Annotated in this window: 16 protein-coding genes and 1 CRISPR repeat array (1 of these 17 cut by a window edge); of the genes, 6 read left to right on the forward strand and 10 right to left on the reverse strand. The window is 51.5% G+C overall.

The window, feature by feature from the left end; genetic code table 11:
• A CRISPR array of direct repeats spans positions 1-3267; the repeat unit is 32 nt; unit sequence GTCGCCCCCCATGCGGGGGCGTGGATTGAAAC; it begins 1620 nt to the left of the window's first position.
• 156 nt (positions 3268-3423) lie between these two features.
• Positions 3424-3822, forward strand: coding sequence for an ImmA/IrrE family metallo-endopeptidase (locus tag FIM25_RS17875; RefSeq protein ID WP_484068177.1), 399 nt, complete (start codon positions 3424-3426; stop codon positions 3820-3822).
• Positions 3823-3868: 46 nt separating this feature from the next.
• Positions 3869-4378, forward strand: a complete 510-nt coding sequence (locus FIM25_RS06900; RefSeq protein WP_139447652.1) for a DOMON domain-containing protein — start codon at positions 3869-3871, stop codon at positions 4376-4378.
• Between the two features lie 162 nt (positions 4379-4540).
• Here the strand turns inward: FIM25_RS06900 and FIM25_RS06905 are convergent, their stop codons facing one another.
• The 6 genes from FIM25_RS06905 to FIM25_RS06930 all read right to left on the reverse strand — a co-directional run bounded on the left by FIM25_RS06905 (position 4541) and on the right by FIM25_RS06930 (position 11611).
• Positions 4541-6571 (reverse strand): CPBP family glutamic-type intramembrane protease, encoded by a 2031-nt coding sequence (locus tag FIM25_RS06905; protein WP_139447654.1) that lies wholly within the window; start codon positions 6569-6571, stop codon positions 4541-4543.
• Complete coding sequence (locus tag FIM25_RS06910; RefSeq protein ID WP_218961322.1) at positions 6558-7319, reverse strand: ABC transporter ATP-binding protein; 762 nt, start codon at positions 7317-7319, stop codon at positions 6558-6560. Before FIM25_RS06910 ends, FIM25_RS06905 begins: the two co-directional genes overlap by 14 nt.
• Positions 7320-7351: 32 nt before the next feature.
• Positions 7352-8614: an ABC transporter permease gene (locus tag FIM25_RS06915; protein WP_139447658.1), complete on the reverse strand. Its 1263-nt coding sequence runs from the start codon at positions 8612-8614 to the stop codon at positions 7352-7354.
• A gap of 123 nt (positions 8615-8737) precedes the next feature.
• On the reverse strand, positions 8738-10333 hold the full coding sequence (locus FIM25_RS06920; RefSeq protein WP_139447660.1) for a B12-binding domain-containing radical SAM protein: 1596 nt from the start codon (positions 10331-10333) through the stop codon (positions 8738-8740).
• 80 nt (positions 10334-10413) lie between these two features.
• Positions 10414-10836 (reverse strand): rhodanese-like domain-containing protein, encoded by a 423-nt coding sequence (locus FIM25_RS06925; RefSeq protein ID WP_179953223.1) that lies wholly within the window; start codon positions 10834-10836, stop codon positions 10414-10416.
• Positions 10837-10885: 49 nt separating this feature from the next.
• Positions 10886-11611 (reverse strand): pseudouridine synthase, encoded by a 726-nt coding sequence (locus tag FIM25_RS06930; protein ID WP_179953224.1) that lies wholly within the window; start codon positions 11609-11611, stop codon positions 10886-10888.
• 254 nt (positions 11612-11865) lie between these two features.
• Here FIM25_RS06930 and FIM25_RS06935 point away from each other — a divergent pair, with 254 nt between their 5' ends.
• The 3 genes from FIM25_RS06935 to FIM25_RS06945 all read left to right on the forward strand — a co-directional run bounded on the left by FIM25_RS06935 (position 11866) and on the right by FIM25_RS06945 (position 13693).
• The gene (locus FIM25_RS06935; protein ID WP_139447665.1) at positions 11866-12063 is read left to right on the forward strand and encodes a type II toxin-antitoxin system HicA family toxin; all 198 of its coding nucleotides are present in this window, start codon (positions 11866-11868) and stop codon (positions 12061-12063) included.
• A complete protein-coding gene (locus tag FIM25_RS06940) occupies positions 12060-12299 on the forward strand; it encodes a hypothetical protein (protein ID WP_139447667.1) in 240 nt (79 codons plus the stop codon). Before FIM25_RS06935 ends, FIM25_RS06940 begins: the two co-directional genes overlap by 4 nt.
• 83 nt (positions 12300-12382) lie before the next feature.
• Positions 12383-13693, forward strand: coding sequence for an anti-phage deoxyguanosine triphosphatase (locus FIM25_RS06945; protein ID WP_139447669.1), 1311 nt, complete (start codon positions 12383-12385; stop codon positions 13691-13693).
• Positions 13694-13861: 168 nt separating this feature from the next.
• On the opposite strand, the gene FIM25_RS06950 is transcribed toward FIM25_RS06945, so the two are convergent.
• The 4 genes from FIM25_RS06950 to FIM25_RS06965 all read right to left on the reverse strand — a co-directional run bounded on the left by FIM25_RS06950 (position 13862) and on the right by FIM25_RS06965 (position 20902).
• Positions 13862-18103 carry a DEAD/DEAH box helicase gene (locus tag FIM25_RS06950; protein ID WP_139447670.1) on the reverse strand — a complete coding sequence of 1414 codons (4242 nt, stop codon included), beginning with the start codon at positions 18101-18103 and terminating at the stop codon, positions 13862-13864.
• Between the two features lie 404 nt (positions 18104-18507).
• Positions 18508-18675, reverse strand: a complete 168-nt coding sequence (locus tag FIM25_RS06955; RefSeq protein ID WP_139447672.1) for a DEAD/DEAH box helicase — start codon at positions 18673-18675, stop codon at positions 18508-18510.
• On the reverse strand, positions 18662-19339 hold the full coding sequence (locus tag FIM25_RS06960; protein ID WP_139447674.1) for a hypothetical protein: 678 nt from the start codon (positions 19337-19339) through the stop codon (positions 18662-18664). The genes FIM25_RS06955 and FIM25_RS06960 overlap by 14 nt, the downstream gene beginning before the upstream one ends.
• A 345-nt stretch (positions 19340-19684) precedes the next feature.
• Positions 19685-20902: a glycerophosphodiester phosphodiesterase family protein gene (locus tag FIM25_RS06965; RefSeq protein WP_139447676.1), complete on the reverse strand. Its 1218-nt coding sequence runs from the start codon at positions 20900-20902 to the stop codon at positions 19685-19687.
• 341 nt (positions 20903-21243) lie between these two features.
• On the opposite strand from FIM25_RS06965, the gene FIM25_RS06970 reads away from it, so the two are divergent.
• On the forward strand, positions 21244-21495 hold a 252-nt coding region (locus FIM25_RS06970), incomplete at its 3' end, for a phage integrase N-terminal SAM-like domain-containing protein (protein ID WP_179953225.1).

A 21495-nucleotide genomic window follows, 5' to 3' on the forward strand; every position in this document is an offset into this window, starting at 1 on the left:
TTTGAGGTTTCCCGTCGCCCCCCATGCGGGGGCGTGGATTGAAACCCGGAGATCTTTGGAATACCTTGGAAGGATTTTCGTCGCCCCCCATGCGGGGGCGTGGATTGAAACAAGCAATGCCTTTATTTCCGGGTCTGCATCGGGGTCGCCCCCCATGCGGGGGCGTGGATTGAAACAACAACAATTTCATTAGATGCAAGGATTGTAAGGTCGCCCCCCATGCGGGGGCGTGGATTGAAACCACGCTATCAGAAGCCGCCCCTGATATGCTGGCGGTCGCCCCCCATGCGGGGGCGTGGATTGAAACTTGTTGTTGTGGGTGCTGTTTTCACCATAACCAAGTCGCCCCCCATGCGGGGGCGTGGATTGAAACATATACTCATGCGGGGGCTGCTCCCCAAGCTGCGTCGCCCCCCATGCGGGGGCGTGGATTGAAACATGTACTCGTGCGGGGGCATCTCCCCAAGCTGCCGTCGCCCCCCATGCGGGGGCGTGGATTGAAACTTTTATGCCTATCTGTTTCAATCGTGCGACCTTGTCGCCCCCCATGCGGGGGCGTGGATTGAAACCCCTGCAAGCTGGACGATCTTTTCGAGGGTTTCTTGTCGCCCCCCATGCGGGGGCGTGGATTGAAACTTCAATGAGTGCAAGGCAGTCCGTCTTGTGTGGGTCGCCCCCCATGCGGGGGCGTGGATTGAAACTGGATCTATGACCATTGGGGATCGAGCAATGTCGGTCGCCCCCCATGCGGGGGCGTGGATGAAACATAGATGGCCTGGGCATGAGCCAGCCTGTCATACTGTCGCCCCCCATGCGGGGGCGTGGATTGAAACACCCAACGCTAAGGGCGGCACCGGAACGGCATATGTCGCCCCCCATGCGGGGGCGTGGATTGAAACCCCCGGTGCCGCTGAGCTGAGCCGTGCTATCAAGTCGCCCCCCATGCGGGGGCGTGGATTGAAACTATAAAGCAGGGGCTGAGTTTACCCCGAAGCGGGGTCGCCCCCCATGCGGGGGCGTGGATTGAAACATGGAGCCGATGGACGTTTGCGGGGCCTGTGCGTCGCCCCCCATGCGGGGGCGTGGATTGAAACTGACCAGTATCGAAGAGGTTGGTTACATCCAGGAGGTCGCCCCCCATGCGGGGGCGTGGATTGAAACCAGTATGTCTTTTGTTGTTGTGCGCCAAAAGTTCGTCGCCCCCCATGCGGGGGCGTGGATTGAAACGGGGCCTACATCTGCAATGAGCTGGCAGATCCAGGTCGCCCCCCATGCGGGGGCGTGGATTGAAACGCCAGAAACCCTCCCCCTTCCAGATTGTTCCAGGTCGCCCCCCATGCGGGGGCGTGGATTGAAACCCAAAGTCTGCGTTGCTGCGGCTGCTCTCCGGCTGTCGCCCCCCATGCGGGGGCGTGGATTGAAACGTCAAGGGTAGCGGCTGCGCCGTTGATTGCACCGTCGCCCCCCATGCGGGGGCGTGGATTGAAACAGTCATGCATACATCTGGACGCATTACCGGGGACTGTCGCCCCCCATGCGGGGGCGTGGATTGAAACAAGACTCAGCTTGGTAAGCTTGCCTCCATCATGGTCGCCCCCCATGCGGGGGCGTGGATTGAAACTGCATAACGGGGTGGAAGAACACTAATGAATACGTCGCCCCCCATGCGGGGGCGTGGATTGAAACTGGACACGGCCATGTCCCGCCTGGGCCAGACCTTGTCGCCCCCCATGCGGGGGCGTGGATTGAAACGGACGGATTTGTCCTGGAAATTGAAGGAAATGGGGTCGCCCCCCATGCGGGGGCGTGGATTGAAACAGAAGGGCCGATGCCGATGCCCGGTGCCGCGGGGTCGCCCCCCATGCGGGGGCGTGGATTGAAACCGTTATAGGAGATCCGGCATCCGTTCAGACGCTGGGTCGCCCCCCATGCGGGGGCGTGGATTGAAACCTCAAGGAAGTGGCGGTCGTACAGACTTATGTTGGTCGCCCCCCATGCGGGGGCGTGGATTGAAACTGCATACTCCCGGAGCTGTGCCACAAAGGGTCCGGTCGCCCCCCATGCGGGGGCGTGGATTGAAACAAAAACAGACCGCACCTCACTGAGCAAATCTAATGTCGCCCCCCATGCGGGGGCGTGGATTGAAACTGCATACTCCCGGAGCTGTGCCACAAAGGGTCCGGTCGCCCCCCATGCGGGGGCGTGGATTGAAACAAAAACAGACCGCACCTCACTGAGCAAATCTAATGTCGCCCCCCATGCGGGGGCGTGGATTGAAACCTGAAAGGATAAAGTCATGCAGAAAAATAAATGGGTCGCCCCCCATGCGGGGGCGTGGATTGAAACCAGTATCTCAAATGCTTTTAACAAGCTCATGGGTGTCGCCCCCCATGCGGGGGCGTGGATTGAAACATACCTTGCCGCAGACAAAGACCCCATGGAGGCTGTCGCCCCCCATGCGGGGGCGTGGATTGAAACATACCTTGCCGCAGACAAAGACCCCATGGAGGCTGTCGCCCCCCATGCGGGGGCGTAGATTGAAACAGAACTTTGGGAAAAGTATTTCCAGAATCGTGCTGGTCGCCCCCCATGCGGGGGCGTGGATTGAAACATACCTTGCCGCAGACAAAGACCCCATGGAGGCTGTCGCCCCCCATGCGGGGGCGTGGATTGAAACATACCTTGCCGCAGACAAAGACCCCATGGAGGCTGTCGCCCCCCATGCGGGGGCGTAGATTGAAACAGAACTTTGGGAAAAGTATTTCCAGAATCGTGCTGGTCGCCCCCCATGCGGGGGCGTGGATTGAAACTGAGTTGGAAGAATTACTTTTAATGAAATTCCGGTCGCCCCCCATGCGGGGGCGTGGATTGAAACGATGTCCGTCACAATGGGGATCATCATGCAGAGTCGCCCCCCATGCGGGGGCGTGGATTGAAACCGTTCATAATGTTCATTGACAACCTCTTTTATGTCGCCCCCCATGCAGGGGCGTGGATTGAAACGTAGCGTCATCGATGCGGCCCATGGTGGCCTCTTGTCGCCCCCCATGCGGGGGCGTGGATTGAAACTACCGTTTTGACTTGGTATTTTACCCAAAAATCAGTCGCCCCCCATGCGGGGGCGTGGATTGAAACCTCAATATACAAACCCCTTAAGCCAACCAACAGCGTCGCCCCCCATGCGGGGGCGTGGATTGAAACGTAGCGTCATCGATGCGGCCCATGGTGGCCTCTTGTCGCCCCCCATGCGGGGGCGTGGATTGAAACCCCACAGAACTTGTCCAACCTTTTAAAACAGAAGGCCATTTTCAGGAAAAAGCCTGGAAACACCTCATATCCAATCTCATCACAGACGGCATCACATATCATGAGGCAGATTACGGGGCTTCCAGTGCGGGATACATACAAAGGGCAAATCATGACATAAGGAAAGACGCAGAGGACAAAAGCGTACAGGTACTTTATCAGATCATAATCAACAGAAACCACACCAGAGAAGAAAAGTTTGCCACACTGGCCCACGAACTCGGCCATCTCTACTGCGGTCATCTGGGAAGCCCCAGCGATAACTGGTGGCCGGACAGAAACCTTAAATCAAAGGAAGTCAGTGAGTTTGAAGCTGAATCAGTCGCATGGCTGGTCTGTGAACGGATGGGGATAAAAAACCCATCAGCCCAGTACCTTAGCGGCTATCTCGATAAAGATAACAAAATCCCTGATGTCAGCCTGGAAGCTGTACTAAGGGCAGCGGGGATGGTGGAGGCCAGAACTCTCCGGAAATTCCCTTTACGAAAAGAAATCATCCAGGATAAAAAATACTGATCTTTACTGCGAAGAGAAACTAAAAACATATCATACAGAGGATACCATGCCAGAATGGACCATTGCAAAAACATGGCAGGGAGAGCCTCTTTCTCCCCAGGAAATTATCCGGGTCAGATCTTTTAAAGAAAAAGACCAGCTCTGCATTTCCTTGGAAGCTCCTTTCCACGGAGACCCGCCTCCTGCCCTGCAACCAGGAAGCACAGATAAGCTCTGGCAGTATGAGGTGGTGGAGCTTTTTCTTGTGGGAATAAATGGAGATTACCTTGAAATCGAGATGGGGCCACATGGGCATTATCTGGTTCTAAAATTGTCTGGTGTTCGCTGTGTGGAGAAAATGCACATTCCAATGAAATATTCAGCCCGGATTTCCGGTAACACATGGCAGGGGGAAGGAAGAATTTCTCTTGAACATCTTCCGAAAAACTGCGCCCGTGCCAATGCCTTTGCCATCCACGGAGAAAAGGGCAAGCGCCGGTTTCTCTGTGCATTTCCCGTGGGAGGTGATGTTCCAGATTTTCACAAACCAGAGCTTTTTCCGCCATTTTCGTTCTGACAAACTATCGAAAACAGGCATATTACTGTGAAGTGAAAGTCACAGATAAATGCACTGCATCAGCCATGTGGATAAACGGAACTACCGAGCTGGACAGGGAAACAGCATAGGCCTGATCTGCACCATGGGCTGCCCCCTGCCTCATGGTAAAACCTTTTCCACTCAAAAAATCTTAGGCTCCTTGCCATCGCCGCCATAAACAAAAATAAACCAGAGTACCCCGACAAGCACCAGGAATCCGGCCATGAAATGCCATGGCCCGAAGACCGTAAGATCCACCCCAGCATGGTGAAGCAGTACAGCAAGCATGTTGTTCAGGCCATGCCATAGCATGGCGGGAAAAATGGAGCCGGTAAGCAAGGTTATCATGGCAAAAATCATCCCAAGGAAAGCCGTGGGGACAATGCGAAAAAGATCCACGTGGAAAAGTCCAAAAATCAGTCCGTTCAGGAACACAACTCCCCAGAAGCGATATCTGCTGCGCAGTCCGTGAAGAAGCAGTCCCCGAAACGCCAGTTCTTCGCATACCGCAGGGAAAAGTCCTATCAGAAGCAAAAGAGCCCAGAGGGATAAGTTATCTGGCAGCATAGCCCTGTTAAAGGCCTCCAGTGCATCGGGGGACATAGGCAGCACAAGGCTTGTCAGCCAGAACAAGCCATGCCCGGCCAGCATGGCAGCAGGTACCCCCAGAAAAACCGCAGGCCAGACCACAGGCCGTACACGCCGTAAAGACAGGGTTGCCACAGGAGGCAGGCGGTAACGCCAGAGAAGAAGGACCGAACCTCCCATGAAAATCACACCCATATTGATAAAAATCTGCATGACCAGGCCCAACTCTTCAGAAAAATTCAGGGCAAAATAAAGCAGCATTGCCCACATAATGGCAAAGGCAGGCAGAACATGGCGTGGAAAAACAAGGGGGTTGGAACGAAGACCTGAGGAAGCCTCGGAGGAGACCATCATCAGTCGTTCCGCCTTCAGCAGATCTGCGGTCCATAACAGCAACCGCACCGCAGCTCCGCAGGTGACAAGCCAGCCTATGATCAGCAAAGGCCAGTCAAACCTGCCGATGAGAACTTCCCTGACCCCTATGGCAATATTGGCAACGGGAAGCAGCACCATGACAGACCGCAACTCAAGACCGCTTAAAAAAGGTGCTAGTGTGGGAAGCATCAGGAAAGGCAAAAGAGGGAAAAAATACAGCTGCGCCTCCTTGTAGGAACGGGCGTAACCGGAAATCAGAAGCATTGCCGCCGAACTGATGGCAGCAGCTGGCAGAAAAAGCAAAAACAAAAGCCCGGCCATGGCAGGGCTCACATCCAGATGAAAACCCGCTGGCAGGGGAATCAGCTCAAATCCTATATAAATAAGAAAATTGCCTGCCTGCACCAGAAGTACAGTAAGGGAGACAGCAAGAATCAAGAGGAATTTGGAAGCGACAATCTCTCCCCGCCCGGCCGCTGTGGTAAGCAGGGTTTCAAGACTCCCCCGCTCCTTCTCTCCGGCCATGATATCTGTGGCTACGACAGCTCCTCCCATGATGACAAAAAGAAGGAAAAAACAGGGAAGAATACGACCAAGGCTCCGTCCTGCAGCCTGGGAAGGTCGGGCCACATCCTCTTCGCTGACCATAAAAAGCTGTTCAGGGGATAAAGAAAGCCCGGCTTTTCTGACTAAATCATGCTGCCGGATGCGACGCTGCTTTTTCAGCTCATCCATAAGCCGCATTGCGCCTTTAAAGGAAACACTCCTGTCAGCCCTGAAAACCACACGAATCACGGGAACATCGCCATCCTCATGGGTCTCGCTGAAGGTATCCAGATAAAAATGAATAATTCCCTCCTCCAGCGCAGCGGCCGGGTCGGGAGTTTCCATGAAACGCAGACGGAAAATATCCGACCTTCTGGAGTTTTCACCGGAAAGCCGCTTAAGAACTGCATCCACCTCTCCAAGGGCCAGTTCCGCGAGGGGACCCTCCACGGCAAAAACATACTCCTGCGCCGCCCCCAGGCTGGTCCGCCATTTTTCCATGCCATTTGCGGCCAAAAGCACGAGAGGTGCCACAAGAACAGGCAGAACAATGGAAAAAAACAGCGTCCTCCGGTCCCGCAGCAGCATACGCAGCTCTGCCAGAAAAAGCGTTAGCACAATACCCATATTCAGACGCCTAAACCCCGAATCAAATCCTGCCATAGGCCTGCTCCACCAGAGACACAAAAATATCCTCAAGATAACGATGTCCCGTAGACTGCCGCAGGCCCTCCAGGGTATCACAGGCCAGAATACGCCCCTTATGAATGATGGCGATGCGGTCACACAGCTTTTCCGCCTCGCTCATGATGTGGGTGGAAAAAACAACGGTTTTTCCGGCATCCCGGAGCTGTCCTATCACCTTCTGCATTTCTATGGCATTGAGAACATCCAGGCCAACACTTGGCTCATCCAGTATCAGCACCGGCGGATCATGGGCCAGGGTTCGTGCAATGGAAACCTTCTGTTTCATCCCCTGGGAAAGCTTTTCCACACGTGCTTCGGCGTACCCTCCAATACCAAAGGATTCGATAAGCTCCTCCACCCGTCCCTTCACATCCCGTTCCGGCACCCCATTGATACGGGCAAAAAACACCAGGGTTTCACGGGCCGTCAGGCGGGGATAAAGGGCTGTGGATGCCGTATAGAAACCAAGGGAAGCCCGCACCTTTGCAGGTTCAGAATGCACATCATAGCCCATAACACGGGCCGTTCCGGATGTGGGCTGTAAAATGGTGGACAATATACGCAGGGTGCTGGTTTTACCTGCACCATTAGCCCCGAGAAGACCAAAAATCTCACCCCTCTCACAAGTGAAGGAAACTCCGTCAACGGCCCGGATTTCGCCCCTGCCCTCATCATTAAAAACCCTGCAGAGATTCTGTACCTCCACTGTCACCCCAGCACCCACCGCCACCTCCTTCTTAGACCCTGCACGGCCCTTCATACTTTTTTGAAAAAACGCTGCCTCAAAAATCCCCAAAGGCTGCCCCTGTAAGAGCCATGAACCACATCCTCAACCCGTAGAATCAGCGAGGCCAAACCAATGCAGATGGCAATAAGGCTCCCGGAACTGAGGCATGTCAGAAAAACCGGAAGGAGAGAAAAATTTCCGTTAATGGCATCCTGAACCATCATGGCCACGTTCACCACAGGAACAAGGGCCATGCCATTTGAAAACTCAAGACCCGGCAGGTTAAAAAACATCATGGGCACAGAAAGCAGCAAAAGAAAGGGGGTAACCATGGCCTGCCCTTCCTTGAAGTTTCGGGCAAAAACAGCAAAGAGCATCATCCCCGCCGCCACAAAACCAGCCAGAAGAAGCCCCCCCAGAAGCAAAAGGGGAACAGTGGACCAGGGCACGGCTATCTTTACATCAAGATCCTCAAGGCCGAGCATGGACAAAAAGACCCTGCCCATGAACACGGTCATGGCGATAAGGTTGATCATGCCTGCCATAAAACCGAAAGCCACCACATAAAGGTATTTTGCAATGACTATGGCACTCCTGCTGGTGGCAAGGCTCATGGTGGTCTCCCAGGTTCCCCGCTCCCGTTCTCCCGCTGTGGCATCAACTGCGGGATAATAACTCCCAAGGGCCACCATAATGACAAAAAATATGGGCAAAAGAAGACCCAGAAAAAAAGCCCCCACCTTTTCAATGGAAGCTTCATTCTGCCCCTTGATTTCAAACACACGCCAGCTTACGGGATCAATCCCAAGCCCCAGCGCCTCCTTCTCCAGCCAGTTCTCCCGGTAGTTCTCCACAAGTGCTGCAAGACGCTTCCGGGCTTCATTGCTCCGCTCCAGGGAGGCGTTGTAAAACAGGGTAAGGGTAAAATTACCCTGTACTGCTGCTTTGGCAGCCGTTTCCGGCTCAAATACCATCAGAAGATCCAGATCTCCTTGCCGGATGCGCCCTTGCAGCATCTCCAAATCTGTATCCAGAGGCTGAAGACTGATACTTTTTTCCTTTTCAAGCATCTTATTCAGCTCAGAATGCTCCGCAGGCAAACCTTCAATAACTATACGGGACACAAGGCCTTCGGTCTGCCCCTGAACAAATGCCATGCCCGTGAGCACAACCCATAAGATAAAAGGATAGAGTAAAAGGGGCAGCAGTATGGCATTCACAACAATGGTTTTGTCCCTCAGAGCAGGGCGGGCCTCACGCACAAAAAGTATCCAGACATGCCGCCAGTTCACAGATTATCTCCTTCCAGCGGATAAAGTAAGGCTGGCATATTCAAACCTTTCCACATGCCCCTGCATTGTCATTCTGCCAGAAAAAAGAACTGCCAATCATTTCCGCTCCTCTGAACCGGCAGTTCACGCACTTCGCTTCAAAACAGGATCTTCCTGCACACCCTGTCCTGAAGGTGTTTCTGCCCAGACCCAGCGATTTTTGGCCGGGACAATAAGGTTTTTACGGATAAGATCTTCCAGTATCTGAACACAAAACCCTTCTTCTTCGCCGGTCATGCGGCTGATGGCTCTGCCCAGAAAGGCAAGGGGATCTTCTGTTTCCGGAAAAACACCTGCTTCTTCCAGAAGATCTTTAGACAGAATGGCAAAGATCAGCTCCATGCGGCGATTGCCCAGCACCCGAAGCTTTTCTTCTTCCGTACCTTCGCCCGCAGCAACCCTGTCCTGAATAGCCTTCCATTCCGCATGCAGGGGCGCATAGGCATCCTCCACAAAGGCAGTCATGCGCTCCGGAGAAACGCCTGACGTGCGCACCACAGGGCTGTCCGCATCATAAAGACGCCAGTCGCTGGTGAGGATTTCCATGTCATAGTCTTCAATTTTTTCCCGTACCGTGGTGCCGGGAAAGGGGCAGAGGAAGTGGTATCCGGATTCAATGCCCAGCTCATCCTGAAAGGCCTGAGTAAGCCTCAAACTTTCTTCCGTTTCTCCGGGAAGCCCCACCATAAATGATGCATGGGCCCGCATCCCGGTTTCCCGGCAGGCGGCCACGGCGTCACGGGCCTGATCCAGGGTGATGCCCTTTTTGACCCGTTTGAGCATGTCCGGGCATCCGGATTCAATGCCAAAGCTCACGGCCACACAGCCTGCTTCCTTCATCAGCCGCAGAAGACGGGCGTTGATGGTATTAACCCGTGAAAACACACTCCAGCAGAAAACAAGATCCCGTTTCCGGATTTCCTCGCAGAAGGCTTCCACCCGAAGGGCATCTGCGGTGAAAAGATCGTCTGCAATATTGATGTAGGAAAACCCCATGGCAAGCAGCCCTTCAATCTCATCCACCACAAGGGATGCACTGCGGTGCCGCACCTTCGCCCCCACCATCCTGCGGCCAAGGCAGAAGATGCAGCCATTGGGGCAGCCCCGGCTGGTGATGATGCTCACGGGAAAACCCAGGGCCTGATACCGGGAAATGGGCAGAAGATGCCGGGCAGGAAGGGGCAGGGCATCCAGATCCTCAATGAGGGGGCGTTTGGGGGTGAAAACCACACTGCCGTTTTCCTTGTAAGCAATACCAGCGATGTCCTGCCAGGTCTCAGGATTTCTGAGCCGGGGTACAAGCTCCGCCAGAGTGGCCTCCCCTTCTCCGAGAACCACAAGATCCAGCTCCGGGGTGTCCTTCAGAAGATTGTCAGCATCAAAGGTGGCATGGGGTCCTCCCATGAAGCAGAGGGCTTCCGGCCGGATTTTTCTGGCTGCCCGGATGATCTCCAGAGCTTCGGGAGCCGTCATGGTGACGCCAGTGATGCCGATGACATCCGGCGGAAATTCATCAAAGGCTTTCTGAAGAATTTCAGGACTCCATGGAGCCACAATGAAATCAAGGATTTTGACCTCGGCCTTCTGAGCAAGACAGGCTGCGGCAACATAGCAAAGCCCCAAGGGTGGAGACGGGGCCTGCTGCAGGGGATAGGGAGGAGCAATGAGTATGATGCGCATGGAATTCCTTATAGGACTGCTCTGGGAGGTAAAAAGGATGTGAAAACTCAGGCATTTCTAATCCGAAAAGCAAAAAAGCGTCAAGGGGAAAAAACAGCCTTTGTATAACCGGACACACCCATTTCCAGAACCCGTATCTGCTGGGTCACACCCTTTTGCATCAGAATTTCTCTGGCTTTACGGCTGCGGTTGTGGGTGTTGCAGATAAGCAGCACTTCCTTTACATCATCCTTTGCCCTGAGAAGCTCCGCCACCCGGTCCCCATGGCTGCCAAGGTAGCTCAGGGGAACATTGACAGAGCCAGGAATATGGGTCTTCTGAAACTCATGGACCTCCCTCACATCCATCAGAAGCAGAGTGTCTCCTTTTTTTTCGACATAAGCTTTAAGATCCTTCTGACTGATCCAGAAATCTCCGCCGGTCTGGGTACAGGATGCGGTGGCAATCCCCACAAAAAGGCTAAAGAAAAACAAAACCATGTGAAAGGATTTTTTTTCAGACATCTTCTCTTTCCCTCCTGAAATATAAGACATCAAAATTACTTGCTGTTTTCTAATCCTGCGCCCAGTCTGCCTCCATCCCCAACTGCACCAGCACCCGGCAAAAATCTGCGGAAGGAGGCACGGAGAGATGAAGGCGATGCCCCGAATGGGGATGAAGAAAAGAAATCAGGGTGGCAGCCAGCATGAGCCTCTGGCAGTCGAAGGCTTCCCTGAAAAAGCGATTATGGCGGCCATCGCCGTAGGTGGTATCCCCTATTATGGGATGGGAAAAGGACTTTAAATGTCTGCGGATCTGCCGCGACCGACCCGTTTCCGGATGCAGCTCCACAAGACTGTAACAGCGGCTGGGCACCCTGCCCATGGGAACGGGGATCTCCACACAATCTGCCCTGTGATAGCGGGTGATGGAAAAACGAAGAAGGCCGTTTTTTTCATCCTCAGGACGCAAAAAGCGTGACAGAACACCCCGGAGGGGAATCTGTCCCCGCACCAGAGCCAGATAGGCCTTGTCCACCTCATGGCGACGAAACTGTCCCCCGAGATTGGATGCAGCCTCCGGTGTAAGGGCCATAACCAGAATGCCTGATGTGGGTCGGTCCAGACGGTGGACGGGATAAACATGGCGACCCAGCATGTCCCGGAGGGTCTGGAGCAGGGCCGTGCAGGATGCAGACTCCCGGCCGCCCCTGTGTACGGGCATCCCCGAAGGCTTATGCACCGCCACCAGTTCCTCGTCCTTATAAATTATTTTTATCTGTTCTGACTCAGCTTCCAAGAGATGCAGGTTCCTCCTCATAAAAAACAGGGCTTCAGGGCAATTTCTGAAATGAAGACTCCTTTTGTCTCCCGCTGGGACAGGGGCGGGGTGAGCCTTCTGTTTTCGGGTACAATTAATCATTGAACTTAATAAGTCAAATAACATACCGTGGGAATTAAAAGAAATAAATGCTTGCCTTGACAGAAATGGGTGCCTATAAATAATTGATGATATAAGTTGATCCACTTGAATGAACCGACCTGGGAGGTGCCGTGCCGCCAAAAATCAGGGAGCTGATTCAATCGCTCAAGCAGGCGGGCTTCGAAGATCGTGGCGGCAAGGGAAGCCACCGGAATTTCGTCCACCCGAACGTATCGAAGTCTGTGACAATTTCTGGCAAACCCGGAGACGATGCCATGAAGTACCAGATACGAGCCGTAGAAATGGCGGTACAGGAGGCTGAAAAATGAAGGAAAGTACCCTTTACGCCAAGATTGTGGAATGGTCCGAAGAGGATCAGTGTTTTGTGGGCAGCGCACCGGGCCTGCTCTATGGTGGTTGCCACGGAACGGACGAAAAGGAGGTCTTTGCCGAGCTTTGCCAGATTGTAGACGAAGCCATCGAACTGTACCACCAGGAAGGCAAGCCCCTTCCGCCCCCCACCGCTGGCCGTGATCTTGCCAATACACTGCAACAGATCGCATGACATAAGAAAGTCCGGAGATATGCATCAGCCGAAAAGTGAATGAGAAAAAACGGGTTCCCCTTTCATCAAATAAAAGACAAATTATGAATCATAATAAAAACTTGTCAGGCAGACGTGATCCCCTTGTTTTTCAAAGAAAAGGCGATTTCAGAAATCCTTCCGAACTCGATTTGGCAAGAATTATTCACTCTGCCGCCTTCCGCAGATTGCAGGCCAAGACACAGGTATTGGGCGTTGGTGAAGGTGACTTTCACAGAACACGGCTGACGCACTCCATGGAAGTTGCACAAATTGGGAAGGGAATTGTCCGCACCCTTTCTTCAACCCATCCTGAATATAAGGATATCCTCCCGGATAGCGATCAGATTTTTTGCATTGGACTGGCCCATGATTTAGGCCACCCGCCATTCGGACACGGCGGAGAAATAGCCCTGAATTATTGCATGGGAAACTTCGGAGGCTTTGAGGCGAACGGACAAACCCTCAGGATTCTTTCTAAAATTGAAACCCATACCCATGGATATGGGTTAAATTTATCAAGACGTACCCTGCTTGGCGTTTTAAAATATCCTCAGACATATTCAGCTCTCTTAAAAACTGAAACGCCTGCTGTCTCAGACACTTCTTTTATTCTTGCGTCTGACTGGAAACCGCCCAAATGCTACCACGATCAAGAATCCGATGTAACAGATTGGATTTTTAATATTTTTTCCGAATCAGACAAAAAATCATTCTTAAACTATATTCCACCAAAAGCACGTGAGCATGGCAGAACCACGGAAAAGGCTCTGGATACGTCCATCATGGAAATAGCCGATGATATAGCCTATGGCATACACGACCTTGAGGACGGGATTACTTTGAATCTCATCACAAAAGACATGTGGCAGGAAATTAACAGATTCTTTCTTTCGGAGTGGGCAAAGGAAAATAATCTTTTCGGCATTCAGGAAAAATTATTTGGAAATTCATCTGAAAGGAAACGGGCTGTTGGCAGCCTTGTTCATGCCCTGATAACAAATACAGAAATTATTGAAATAAATAAGTTCGAAAATCCAATACTCAAATTCAACGCAGCTCTGAATCAAAATGCAAAAGAGGTATTGGAATCCTTAAAGAAATTTGTTTTTAAAAACATGATCAATATTCCCGAAGTCCAGACTCTGGTTTTTAGAGGTCAGCAAATTGTCATTCAATTATTCAGAGCCATAAGCTCAGATCCCACCCGTTTTCTAAAAAAATCCTATCAAGAACAATGGGAAAAGGCTGATTCTGACGCTGAAAGATTCAGAATTATCTGTGATTATATTTCCGGAATGACGGATGAATATGCTACCCGCTTATACGAGCGGCTTTTTTTGCCAAGGCAGGGTACTGTATTCCACAGGCTTTGAATTTTTACGGCCCTGTTTTGTGTAGGGGCACCCTTTACGGGTGCCCGCTGACAGGCGCACAGAACTGCCTCGACAATTTTTCTGACCAGATTCATATGGCAAAACGTAGAAGCGGCTTCCAGCCGCTTTGAATAATGCGCCAGGATGGCGCATCTACAAAAAAACAACCTACACCGCTTCCCGAATCAGCCCCAGAAGAGCATCCGCCGACATTTTTGCGCTCATGTCCGCACCTTCCAGAAGGCTGTCCGCCAGATCCCGCTTGAGGGCATGCATTTTCACTATCTTTTCCTCCACCGTGTTCTTCGTCACCAGACGGTATATGGTCACGGGCCGCTGCTGACCAATGCGGTGGGCACGGTCTGAAGCCTGATTCTCCACAGCCGGGTTCCACCATGGGTCCATATGAATCACATAGTCCGCCGCCGTAAGGTTCAACCCCACACCTCCGGCCTTGAGGCTGATGAGAAAGACATCCCCCTCCCCTGCCTGAAAAGCGGCAATGGATTTCTGACGCTGCTCCGCAGGGGTGCTGCCGTCAAGGTACTGATAGGAAATGCCCTTTTTATCCAGATGCTCCCGAACAAGGGCAAGATGACCCAGAAACTGACTGAAAACCAGCGCCTTGTGTCGGTTCTCCAGAAGGTCATCGAGAATTTCCGAAAATGCGGCAAGCTTGCTGCTGGGAATATGCAGATCCTTGTCAACAAGGGAGCTGTGGCAGCAGGCCTGACGCAGCCTTGTGATTTCCGCAAGGATTTTGATGTGCTTCTGGCCGAAGCCGCTTTCCGTATCTTCTTCAATGCGCTCCAGGGCCTGACGTCGCAGGGCTTCATAAAAGGCCGTTTCCTCCGGGGTCAAATCAATCTCAAGTTCCACTTCCGTCCGTGGGGGAAGTTCCTCCAGCACCTGTGCCTTGGTGCGGCGGAGAATAAAGGGCTGGACCAGCCGCTTGAGATCCTTTTTCGCCTGATCATCCTGATACTTTTCAATGGGATAGGCAAAGCGACGGTTGAAGCTTTCCAAAGAGCCGAGAAGACCCGGAACAATGAACTGAAAAAGGTTCCACAACTCCCTCAGGTGGTTTTCAATGGGCGTTCCCGTGAGGATCAGCCTGAAAGCGGCCTGAAGAGTCATGGCGGCCTTAGATCGCTGGGTGTCCATGTTTTTGATGGCCTGGGCCTCATCCAGAATGGCCACCTGCCAGGAAAGGTCTGCCAGCATTTCCGCATTTTTTGCCTGCTGCATCCTCCCATAGCTGCACACGAGAACATCAAAGGGTCCAAGGGCTTCCAGTTCTTTTTTTCCCGTATCCGCCGTCATGGTCTTAAAGTTGAGGGTGGGCGCAAAACGCCTTGCCTCCGCAAGCCAGTTACCGCACACCGATGTGGGAGCAATGACAAGGGAAGGGCCCTTTGCTGCGTGACGGATGAGAATGGCCAGAGCCTGAAGGGTTTTTCCAAGGCCCATGTCATCGGCAAGACAGGCACCAACCCCCCATTCGGAGAGGCGAACCATCCAGTTGAAGCCCTCTTTCTGGTAATCCCGCAGATCCGCAGCCAGGGTGGAGGGCAGCTCAGGTGGCGTGTCACTGACCTTCCGGATGCGGGACAGATGCTCCTCCCAGGCCTTGTCCGTTTTAAGCTGACCCAGATCCTCAAAAACCCCTTCCAAGGCCAGTGAAGCCATGGGATGAAAGCCCGTGGCACGGCCCTTTTTCGTGGTGTAGCGTTCCAGTTGTCGCAATCGTTTTTCAAACTCCCGGGTCAGGGCCACAAAGGCTCCGTCTTCAAGGGAAATGAAACGGCCAATCCGCCTTTTGCTGTCCAGAAGGGCCATGAGATCCAGGGTGAGGTTTTCGTCCACAAGGGCCGATCCGCTGATGGCAAACCAGTCTTCCTTCTCACGGATGCTGGCCTTGAACTGCATGGGGGAAAGGATGCCTGCCATACGAAACTTCTGGCCTTCGGGCCATGCAATGCGAATTTCTTCCTTCTGCGCTTCCAGCTCAAAAAGGAGCTCCAGGGCACTTTCCGTGTCCGGAAAAGTCCACTCCGAAGGGTGGCTTTCTTCGGCCTGAAGGCTGGGACAGGCAAGAATCAGCTCCTGCCTGCGCTTTTTTTCTTCGGAAAGATCCCGTGTGGTCTTCATCTGAGACCCCTTGACCGAAGCCACCACATTCCGCCCCCCCTTTCCCGGCGGATAGGCCGGGCCATTTTCCCCAAAGGGCTGGGCCGCAAGAACAAGTTTCAGGCCCTCTCCCAAAGGAGAAAGCAGGGCGTGGAGACGGGATTCCGCCGTAACCTCATTAAAACCAGAAGCATCCCCGCCAAAATCTATATCGGATTTTATGGGAATATGGGGGGCAAGGGTCTCCATCACCTCCTGCACCTTCAGTTCCGCAGACTGGGGCAGTCCCATTTTTTTCCCCAGAATTTCGGCCATATCCTCATACTCCTGATCCAGATGCACCACCCGGAAACGGCTGGGACTTTCCTGGACCAGTACGTAACTGAAGGCATCATGGAGGGGATGGGGAGGGGGCGAAAGGGAAAGGGAGAGGCTGCCCTTCTTTTTTCCACTTTTGATTTTTGAAACAATAAGTTCAGGCTTTCCCCGTATCAGTTCGATGGGGGTGCCGTCCTCCGCATTAAAAAGAAGGGGGTGACCCGCAAGTTCGGAGAGAACAGAGGATTCAAAAAAATAACTCATCTTGCTGTTACCGTACCAATGGGATCTTGAATAATCGCTTTCAATGTGTCTGCATATGCGCCTGTCCTGTTCCGTAAGAAAGGTAAAGGATTCTCGTTCATCGACAAGGCGCTTCAGGGCCACGGCCCTTCCCGCAGTCCAGCCATCCTTTTTTCTTTTCTGTTCCTTGGGCGAAATCTCGCAGGTTCCCGCTTCGCCGATACGGATGAACCAGACCATACGAGATTGGGGCCCGGCTCCATCCTCTCCGTCTCCGTCCAAAGCTCCTTTTTTCCTGTGAATCAGTAAAAGGGCCTCCAGGGCGTTTTCCCAGGCACTGTTGTTCCGGATCATGGTGATGAGGCAGGCATCTTCCCTTTCCTCTCCGTCTTCCAGCATGGAAATCAGTGCATCCAGTTCCCTTTCACACCAGACAAAACCCTCCCGGCCAGCATGTTCCTTAAGGCTGATCAACTCCTTTAAATCCTTTGCAAGCCTTTCCTGATCTGCCCATGACTGGATAAAGGCAGAAAAAAAAGCTGTGAGCTTATGGGGGATACGGCCAATGGTCCCATTGAAAATCTGGTCTAAAGCCCGCACCCTTCCTTGCATGAAAAAAATGTACTGATAAATCGTTTCATAGAGGGAAAACGATTCCCGGTTGCTTGTTATGGCTACCACAATAAAATTTTGGGCCGTATCCATGGATTTTCCGCTTTTTTCCCGGATAAGGGCAAGAAAGTAAAGGATGCCCATGGGATGGGGGAAGAAAATGGTCTTTCGTTTACGCTTCCGTTTTTTGAACAAAAGAAGGGCTTTTTCGTAGCAAAGAATGGCATCTTCGTCTTTGCCTTCGCTGAAGGCCCGCCAGCCCTGAAGACAAAGCAGATTTTCCATGCGCTCCGGGCCCCGCTTCTTCTCCCAGAAATCCAGCTTCTTTCTGTCATCCCGAAGCAGCCAGTAGCTAAGCGCAAAAGCTTCCAGATCCTCATCACAGCGATCCGAGCCCTCCAGCACCAGCCTTTCCACATAGGGCCCGTTAACCACACTGTTCTCCATATTGAATATGGCACGGGTAAAAAAAGGTGACAGATACTCCGTATGAAAAGATGCAGGGAGCATGGAAAAAAGGAGGGGGTCAAAGGGATCGCTGCAGATTTCTATGAAAACATCCTTCTGGCTGACCCCATAACCATAGGATTTTTTTCTGAGCTGATTCAAAAAATCTACCGCTGCCTCTCCTCCTTTTTCATAGAGAACAATACGTACTTCCGCTGTTATTCTAGTTGTATCCCAATAGGAAGTCATTTCCTTGGCCATGTCAAGGCTGGGCCTGAGGCTTTCCACAAGGGAAGAAAATCTGCCCTCCGCAAGGAGGACTCTAGCAAGAATACGCAGCCAGGGTTTGGTCAGGACGGTGTAACCTCTATAGGGAGAGATAAGAAGCTTTTTTCTCTGCAGGGTTTTCAGGGCTTTTTCAATCATACCGGCCTGCGAAGGCTTTTTTTCTCCAGATTCAAGGACGGCAAGGGCCTTGATGATTGTCGCCATTGCCATGCGCTTGAAGTTTATGGCATGGATTTCCGCCACCCTCCTTTCAAGGGGTGAAAGGCTCTCAAGGACAGCCAGCGCTTCCTTGAGATCGGAAAGATCCGTGAAGCCGAGGGGTAAATGGCTTACTTCCTTGCTATCGATATTGGATGGAAGGTCGGTTTTCATTGGGTCTGATCCTCAAAAAATATTCTGATTACTACCCTGACTCAGCGACAGTTCACAGGTCAGCTTGTTGAGCAGACCCATGGTGCGAGAGGATATTTTAGTGAGGGCTGGCTTGAAGGACTGCCCCTGTGAATAGTTTTACGGCCCTGTTTTGTGTAGGGGCACCCTTTACAGGTGCCCGCTGACAGGCGCACAGAACTGCCACAACAATTTTCCTGACCAGATTCCTGTGGCAAAAAGAACGTATGAATCCAAGCAACAAATTACTCAATACAAGCCCGCAAACAATGTAGAAGCGGCTTCCAGTCGCTTTAAATAATGCGCCAGGATGGCGCATCTACAAAAAACAACCTACACCGCTTCCCGGATCAGCCCCAGGAGGGCATCCGCCGACATTTTTGCGCTCATGTCCGCACCTTCCAGAAGCTGTCCGCCAGATCCCGCTTGAGGGCATGCATTTTCACAATCTTTTCCTCCACCGTGTTCTTCGTCACCAGACGGTATATGGTCACGGGCCGCTGCTGACCAATGCGGTGGGCACGGTCTGAAGCCTGATTCTCACTCTTCCACAAGCCTTTCTGCATAATCCAACAGAGAGCTGTTCTTCTGCCAGGAAATATTATGTAAAAAAACTGGCTTTTTAATATACTCGCATTGGAATTTACGGGGAAGAAAGCTAAACAACTCCGGCACAAAGGGATGACAGCAGAACTCAAGCCAGATAGCCTCCAGCGCTTCTTTTCCTTCCGCATCACCAATCCACCGGAAATACAAAGCTTCGGCGGCTTCCCCGCCTTCGGTCAGTAAGGCAATGCGCATGGCAGCCTTAAGATCTTTCATCTTCAACTTTTTACTGGCCTTGAAATCTTCTTCCCTAAGCTCAAGAGTCTCTACAATCACTTCAGCCATGGAAGAAAATCTCTTTTCACGCATAAGATGCAGGGTAATACTGCGGGCATAAGGCTTTGTCGGGCAAAGGAAGCTGGGATTTTTTCCCACAAGAAAATCACGGGCCATGAGCTTGGTCAACTCTGAACGAAACCTGATAAAATTCTGACTTTTAATTTTAGGCTCAAAGGACTTTCCATCCTTATCTTTAATCCCAAAGGCAGCAAAACAGGCCACAAGCTGACCCTGATTGATGCCACAGGAAGCAACGGCCAGAATTTCCATTATGCTTCTCTCAAATTCCGACAGGGCTTGATATTCGGCAATATTTTTTTTTATTGTTGTCATTACTGCAATCCATGGCTCAGGTTGGAAGATGGGCAGGTTCTGGCGAAGCAAAGCCCCCATGACTGTCTGCGAAAGCAGATTTATCAAAAGAAGACAGAGGAAGAAAGGATGATTTTTTCAATTGTTTATTAAGTGAAGATACTCATGGTTTATCTGTAAAAAAAACCCGGAAACAGATATGTTTTTTATTCAACATATCCGTTTCCGGACCTGACTAAAGCTGTATCCCGTAATAGATTACCCTTTGCCCCCCTGCTGCCCTCTGGACCGGGGGGAGGGTTCAATTTACAGGAGTATCAATCCTGAAAATGGTCATATTTCTTCAACTCAGCAATAAAAACCTGATTACCAGCCATAGGAGCTTAAAATCTCATCCAGTTCCGCATGAAGAGTTTTTCCATAAAACCGAATCAGCACGTCAGGTCTGTTACTGAACATACCATCCACACCATTCTCCATAGCCCTTACCATATCAACCTCTTCATCAATGGTATAAGCATGTACCAGCAAACCCATATCGTGGGCAATATGATTGAGCCTTGGACTGATTAAATCCATATAGCTCTGATCTCCCTTTTCAGGATCATTGTACCCTGCCAGCTGGGTTCCGGGACCTACGGCCAAAGCGCCATTATCCTTTGCCCACTGCAGCCACATCCTGTAATTATCTTCAGAAAGAATTTCCCATTTTGCAGTAAACTGTGCATAGCTTTCCCCTTCCGCCTGAGTCAGGGGCTCGTCTTTTCTCAGTGGACCATAGGTTTTGGAAAGATCTGCATCAGGAGAAAACTGATCCACCTTTTCACTTCCCCAGTCCATGGCTTCCTGCCTGGTATACAACCAGAGCAAAAAACACTTAGGAGTTTCCGGCATATACTTGTTGAGCAAGGGCAGACTTCCGGGTTCAAAGGTCTGAAGGATGGTTCTGGCCTTTGTAAACTGAATCCCAACTTTTTTATCAGAATCAAATCCTTCGGGGGCGTCCTTCACAGAAGTTGCCAGCCAGCCTCTTTTTTTAAGAAGCTCATAAAGATCTTTTTCAATCCCCGGGAAAAATGTGGATACCTTTGTTTCAATATAAAGACCAGGTCTGTTACCATTGTCATTGGGATCCGGCTGGCCATTGGCAAGCTTTCCTTCGGCAATATTGATAACTTCCTCCAGGGTGGAAATTCTTGCGTTCACAAAGGAACTTCTGGCTCTGTCAGGAAACTGCTCATTGAACCATGAGCCTGCGTCAAGACTCTTAACCTCTTCAAGGGTAAAGTCACTCATCCGGTTTTTTGCCCTGTCGGGGAAAACCTCAGAAATATTCGATTTTTCAGAAAGGTCATTGCAATGGGATGCGATCAGAACACCATCTTTGGTCCTCTGCAGATCAACCTCCAGATATTCAGCCCCCATCTGCCGGGCAATAATATAAGCCTGTTCCGTAGATTCGGGGGCATAGTATGAAGCTCCCCGGTGAGCAATAACAGCGTTATGAGGCACACCAGCTTTCCTGCTTAACACCTCTCCCCTGTTTTTTTCTGCCACATTCACGGCAGCTTTTACATCTTCCATCTGTATTGCTGCCTCACCCTTCGGCAACTCTGTTTCAGAATCTTTCCTGCTTTCCATACAGCCAAATGTCAAAAATACCATTGCAATAATTAATACTGCCAGTCTTTTCATCAATACTCTCCTTACTGTAATTTTGACATAAATCGTGGCATCCAGGATTAAATTTTTCTGATCAATTGGTTATGAATCAGAATATGTTTTTGTAGATATTTTTACATAAAAAAGTCAAACTGATTTGTTGAACGCAGCCGCTTCGCGGCAGAAAAGAGTTAAATAAGGTACACTCCTTCAATTGCAGCCCACAGCTGCAGCCCAACAACCCATTGGAGAAGGAGTGTACCATGAACCAGCAGGAACAGGAGCAATTCAACAGGCTTTACGAGAATCATCTGAAAACCCTGAAACTTCAGGGCAAAGCCCAAAAAACCATTGAAGCCTATGCCAGAGCGGTACGCAGAGTCAGCAGTCACTTTGACTGTTGCCCGGACAATCTCAGCCCTGAGAATCTACAGGACTATTTTGCAGATCTGGTAGAAACCCATTCCTGGAGTACAATCAAGATAGACAGAAACGGTCTTCAGCACTTCTGGAAG

This window comes from Desulfobotulus mexicanus (assembly GCF_006175995.1).
Classification (GTDB): Bacteria; Desulfobacterota; Desulfobacteria; order Desulfobacterales; family ASO4-4; genus Desulfobotulus; species Desulfobotulus mexicanus.

What these genes read in the sequence shown, in the direction of transcription:
- FIM25_RS06945 (WP_139447669.1), top strand. Translation starts at nt 12,383, where the DNA reads ATGAATCATAATAAAAACTTGTCAGGCAGACGTGATCCCCTTGTTTTT.
- FIM25_RS06965 (WP_139447676.1), bottom strand. Translation starts at nt 20,902, where the DNA reads ATGGAAGATGTAAAAGCTGCCGTGAATGTGGCAGAAAAAAACAGGGGA.
- FIM25_RS06960 (WP_139447674.1), bottom strand. Translation starts at nt 19,339, where the DNA reads ATGACAACAATAAAAAAAAATATTGCCGAATATCAAGCCCTGTCGGAA.
- FIM25_RS06940 (WP_139447667.1), top strand. Translation starts at nt 12,060, where the DNA reads ATGAAGGAAAGTACCCTTTACGCCAAGATTGTGGAATGGTCCGAAGAG.
- FIM25_RS06920 (WP_139447660.1), bottom strand. Translation starts at nt 10,333, where the DNA reads ATGCGCATCATACTCATTGCTCCTCCCTATCCCCTGCAGCAGGCCCCG.
- FIM25_RS06925 (WP_179953223.1), bottom strand. Translation starts at nt 10,836, where the DNA reads ATGTCTGAAAAAAAATCCTTTCACATGGTTTTGTTTTTCTTTAGCCTT.
- FIM25_RS06950 (WP_139447670.1), bottom strand. Translation starts at nt 18,103, where the DNA reads ATGAAAACCGACCTTCCATCCAATATCGATAGCAAGGAAGTAAGCCAT.
- FIM25_RS06905 (WP_139447654.1), bottom strand. Translation starts at nt 6,571, where the DNA reads ATGGCAGGATTTGATTCGGGGTTTAGGCGTCTGAATATGGGTATTGTG.
- FIM25_RS06900 (WP_139447652.1), top strand. Translation starts at nt 3,869, where the DNA reads ATGCCAGAATGGACCATTGCAAAAACATGGCAGGGAGAGCCTCTTTCT.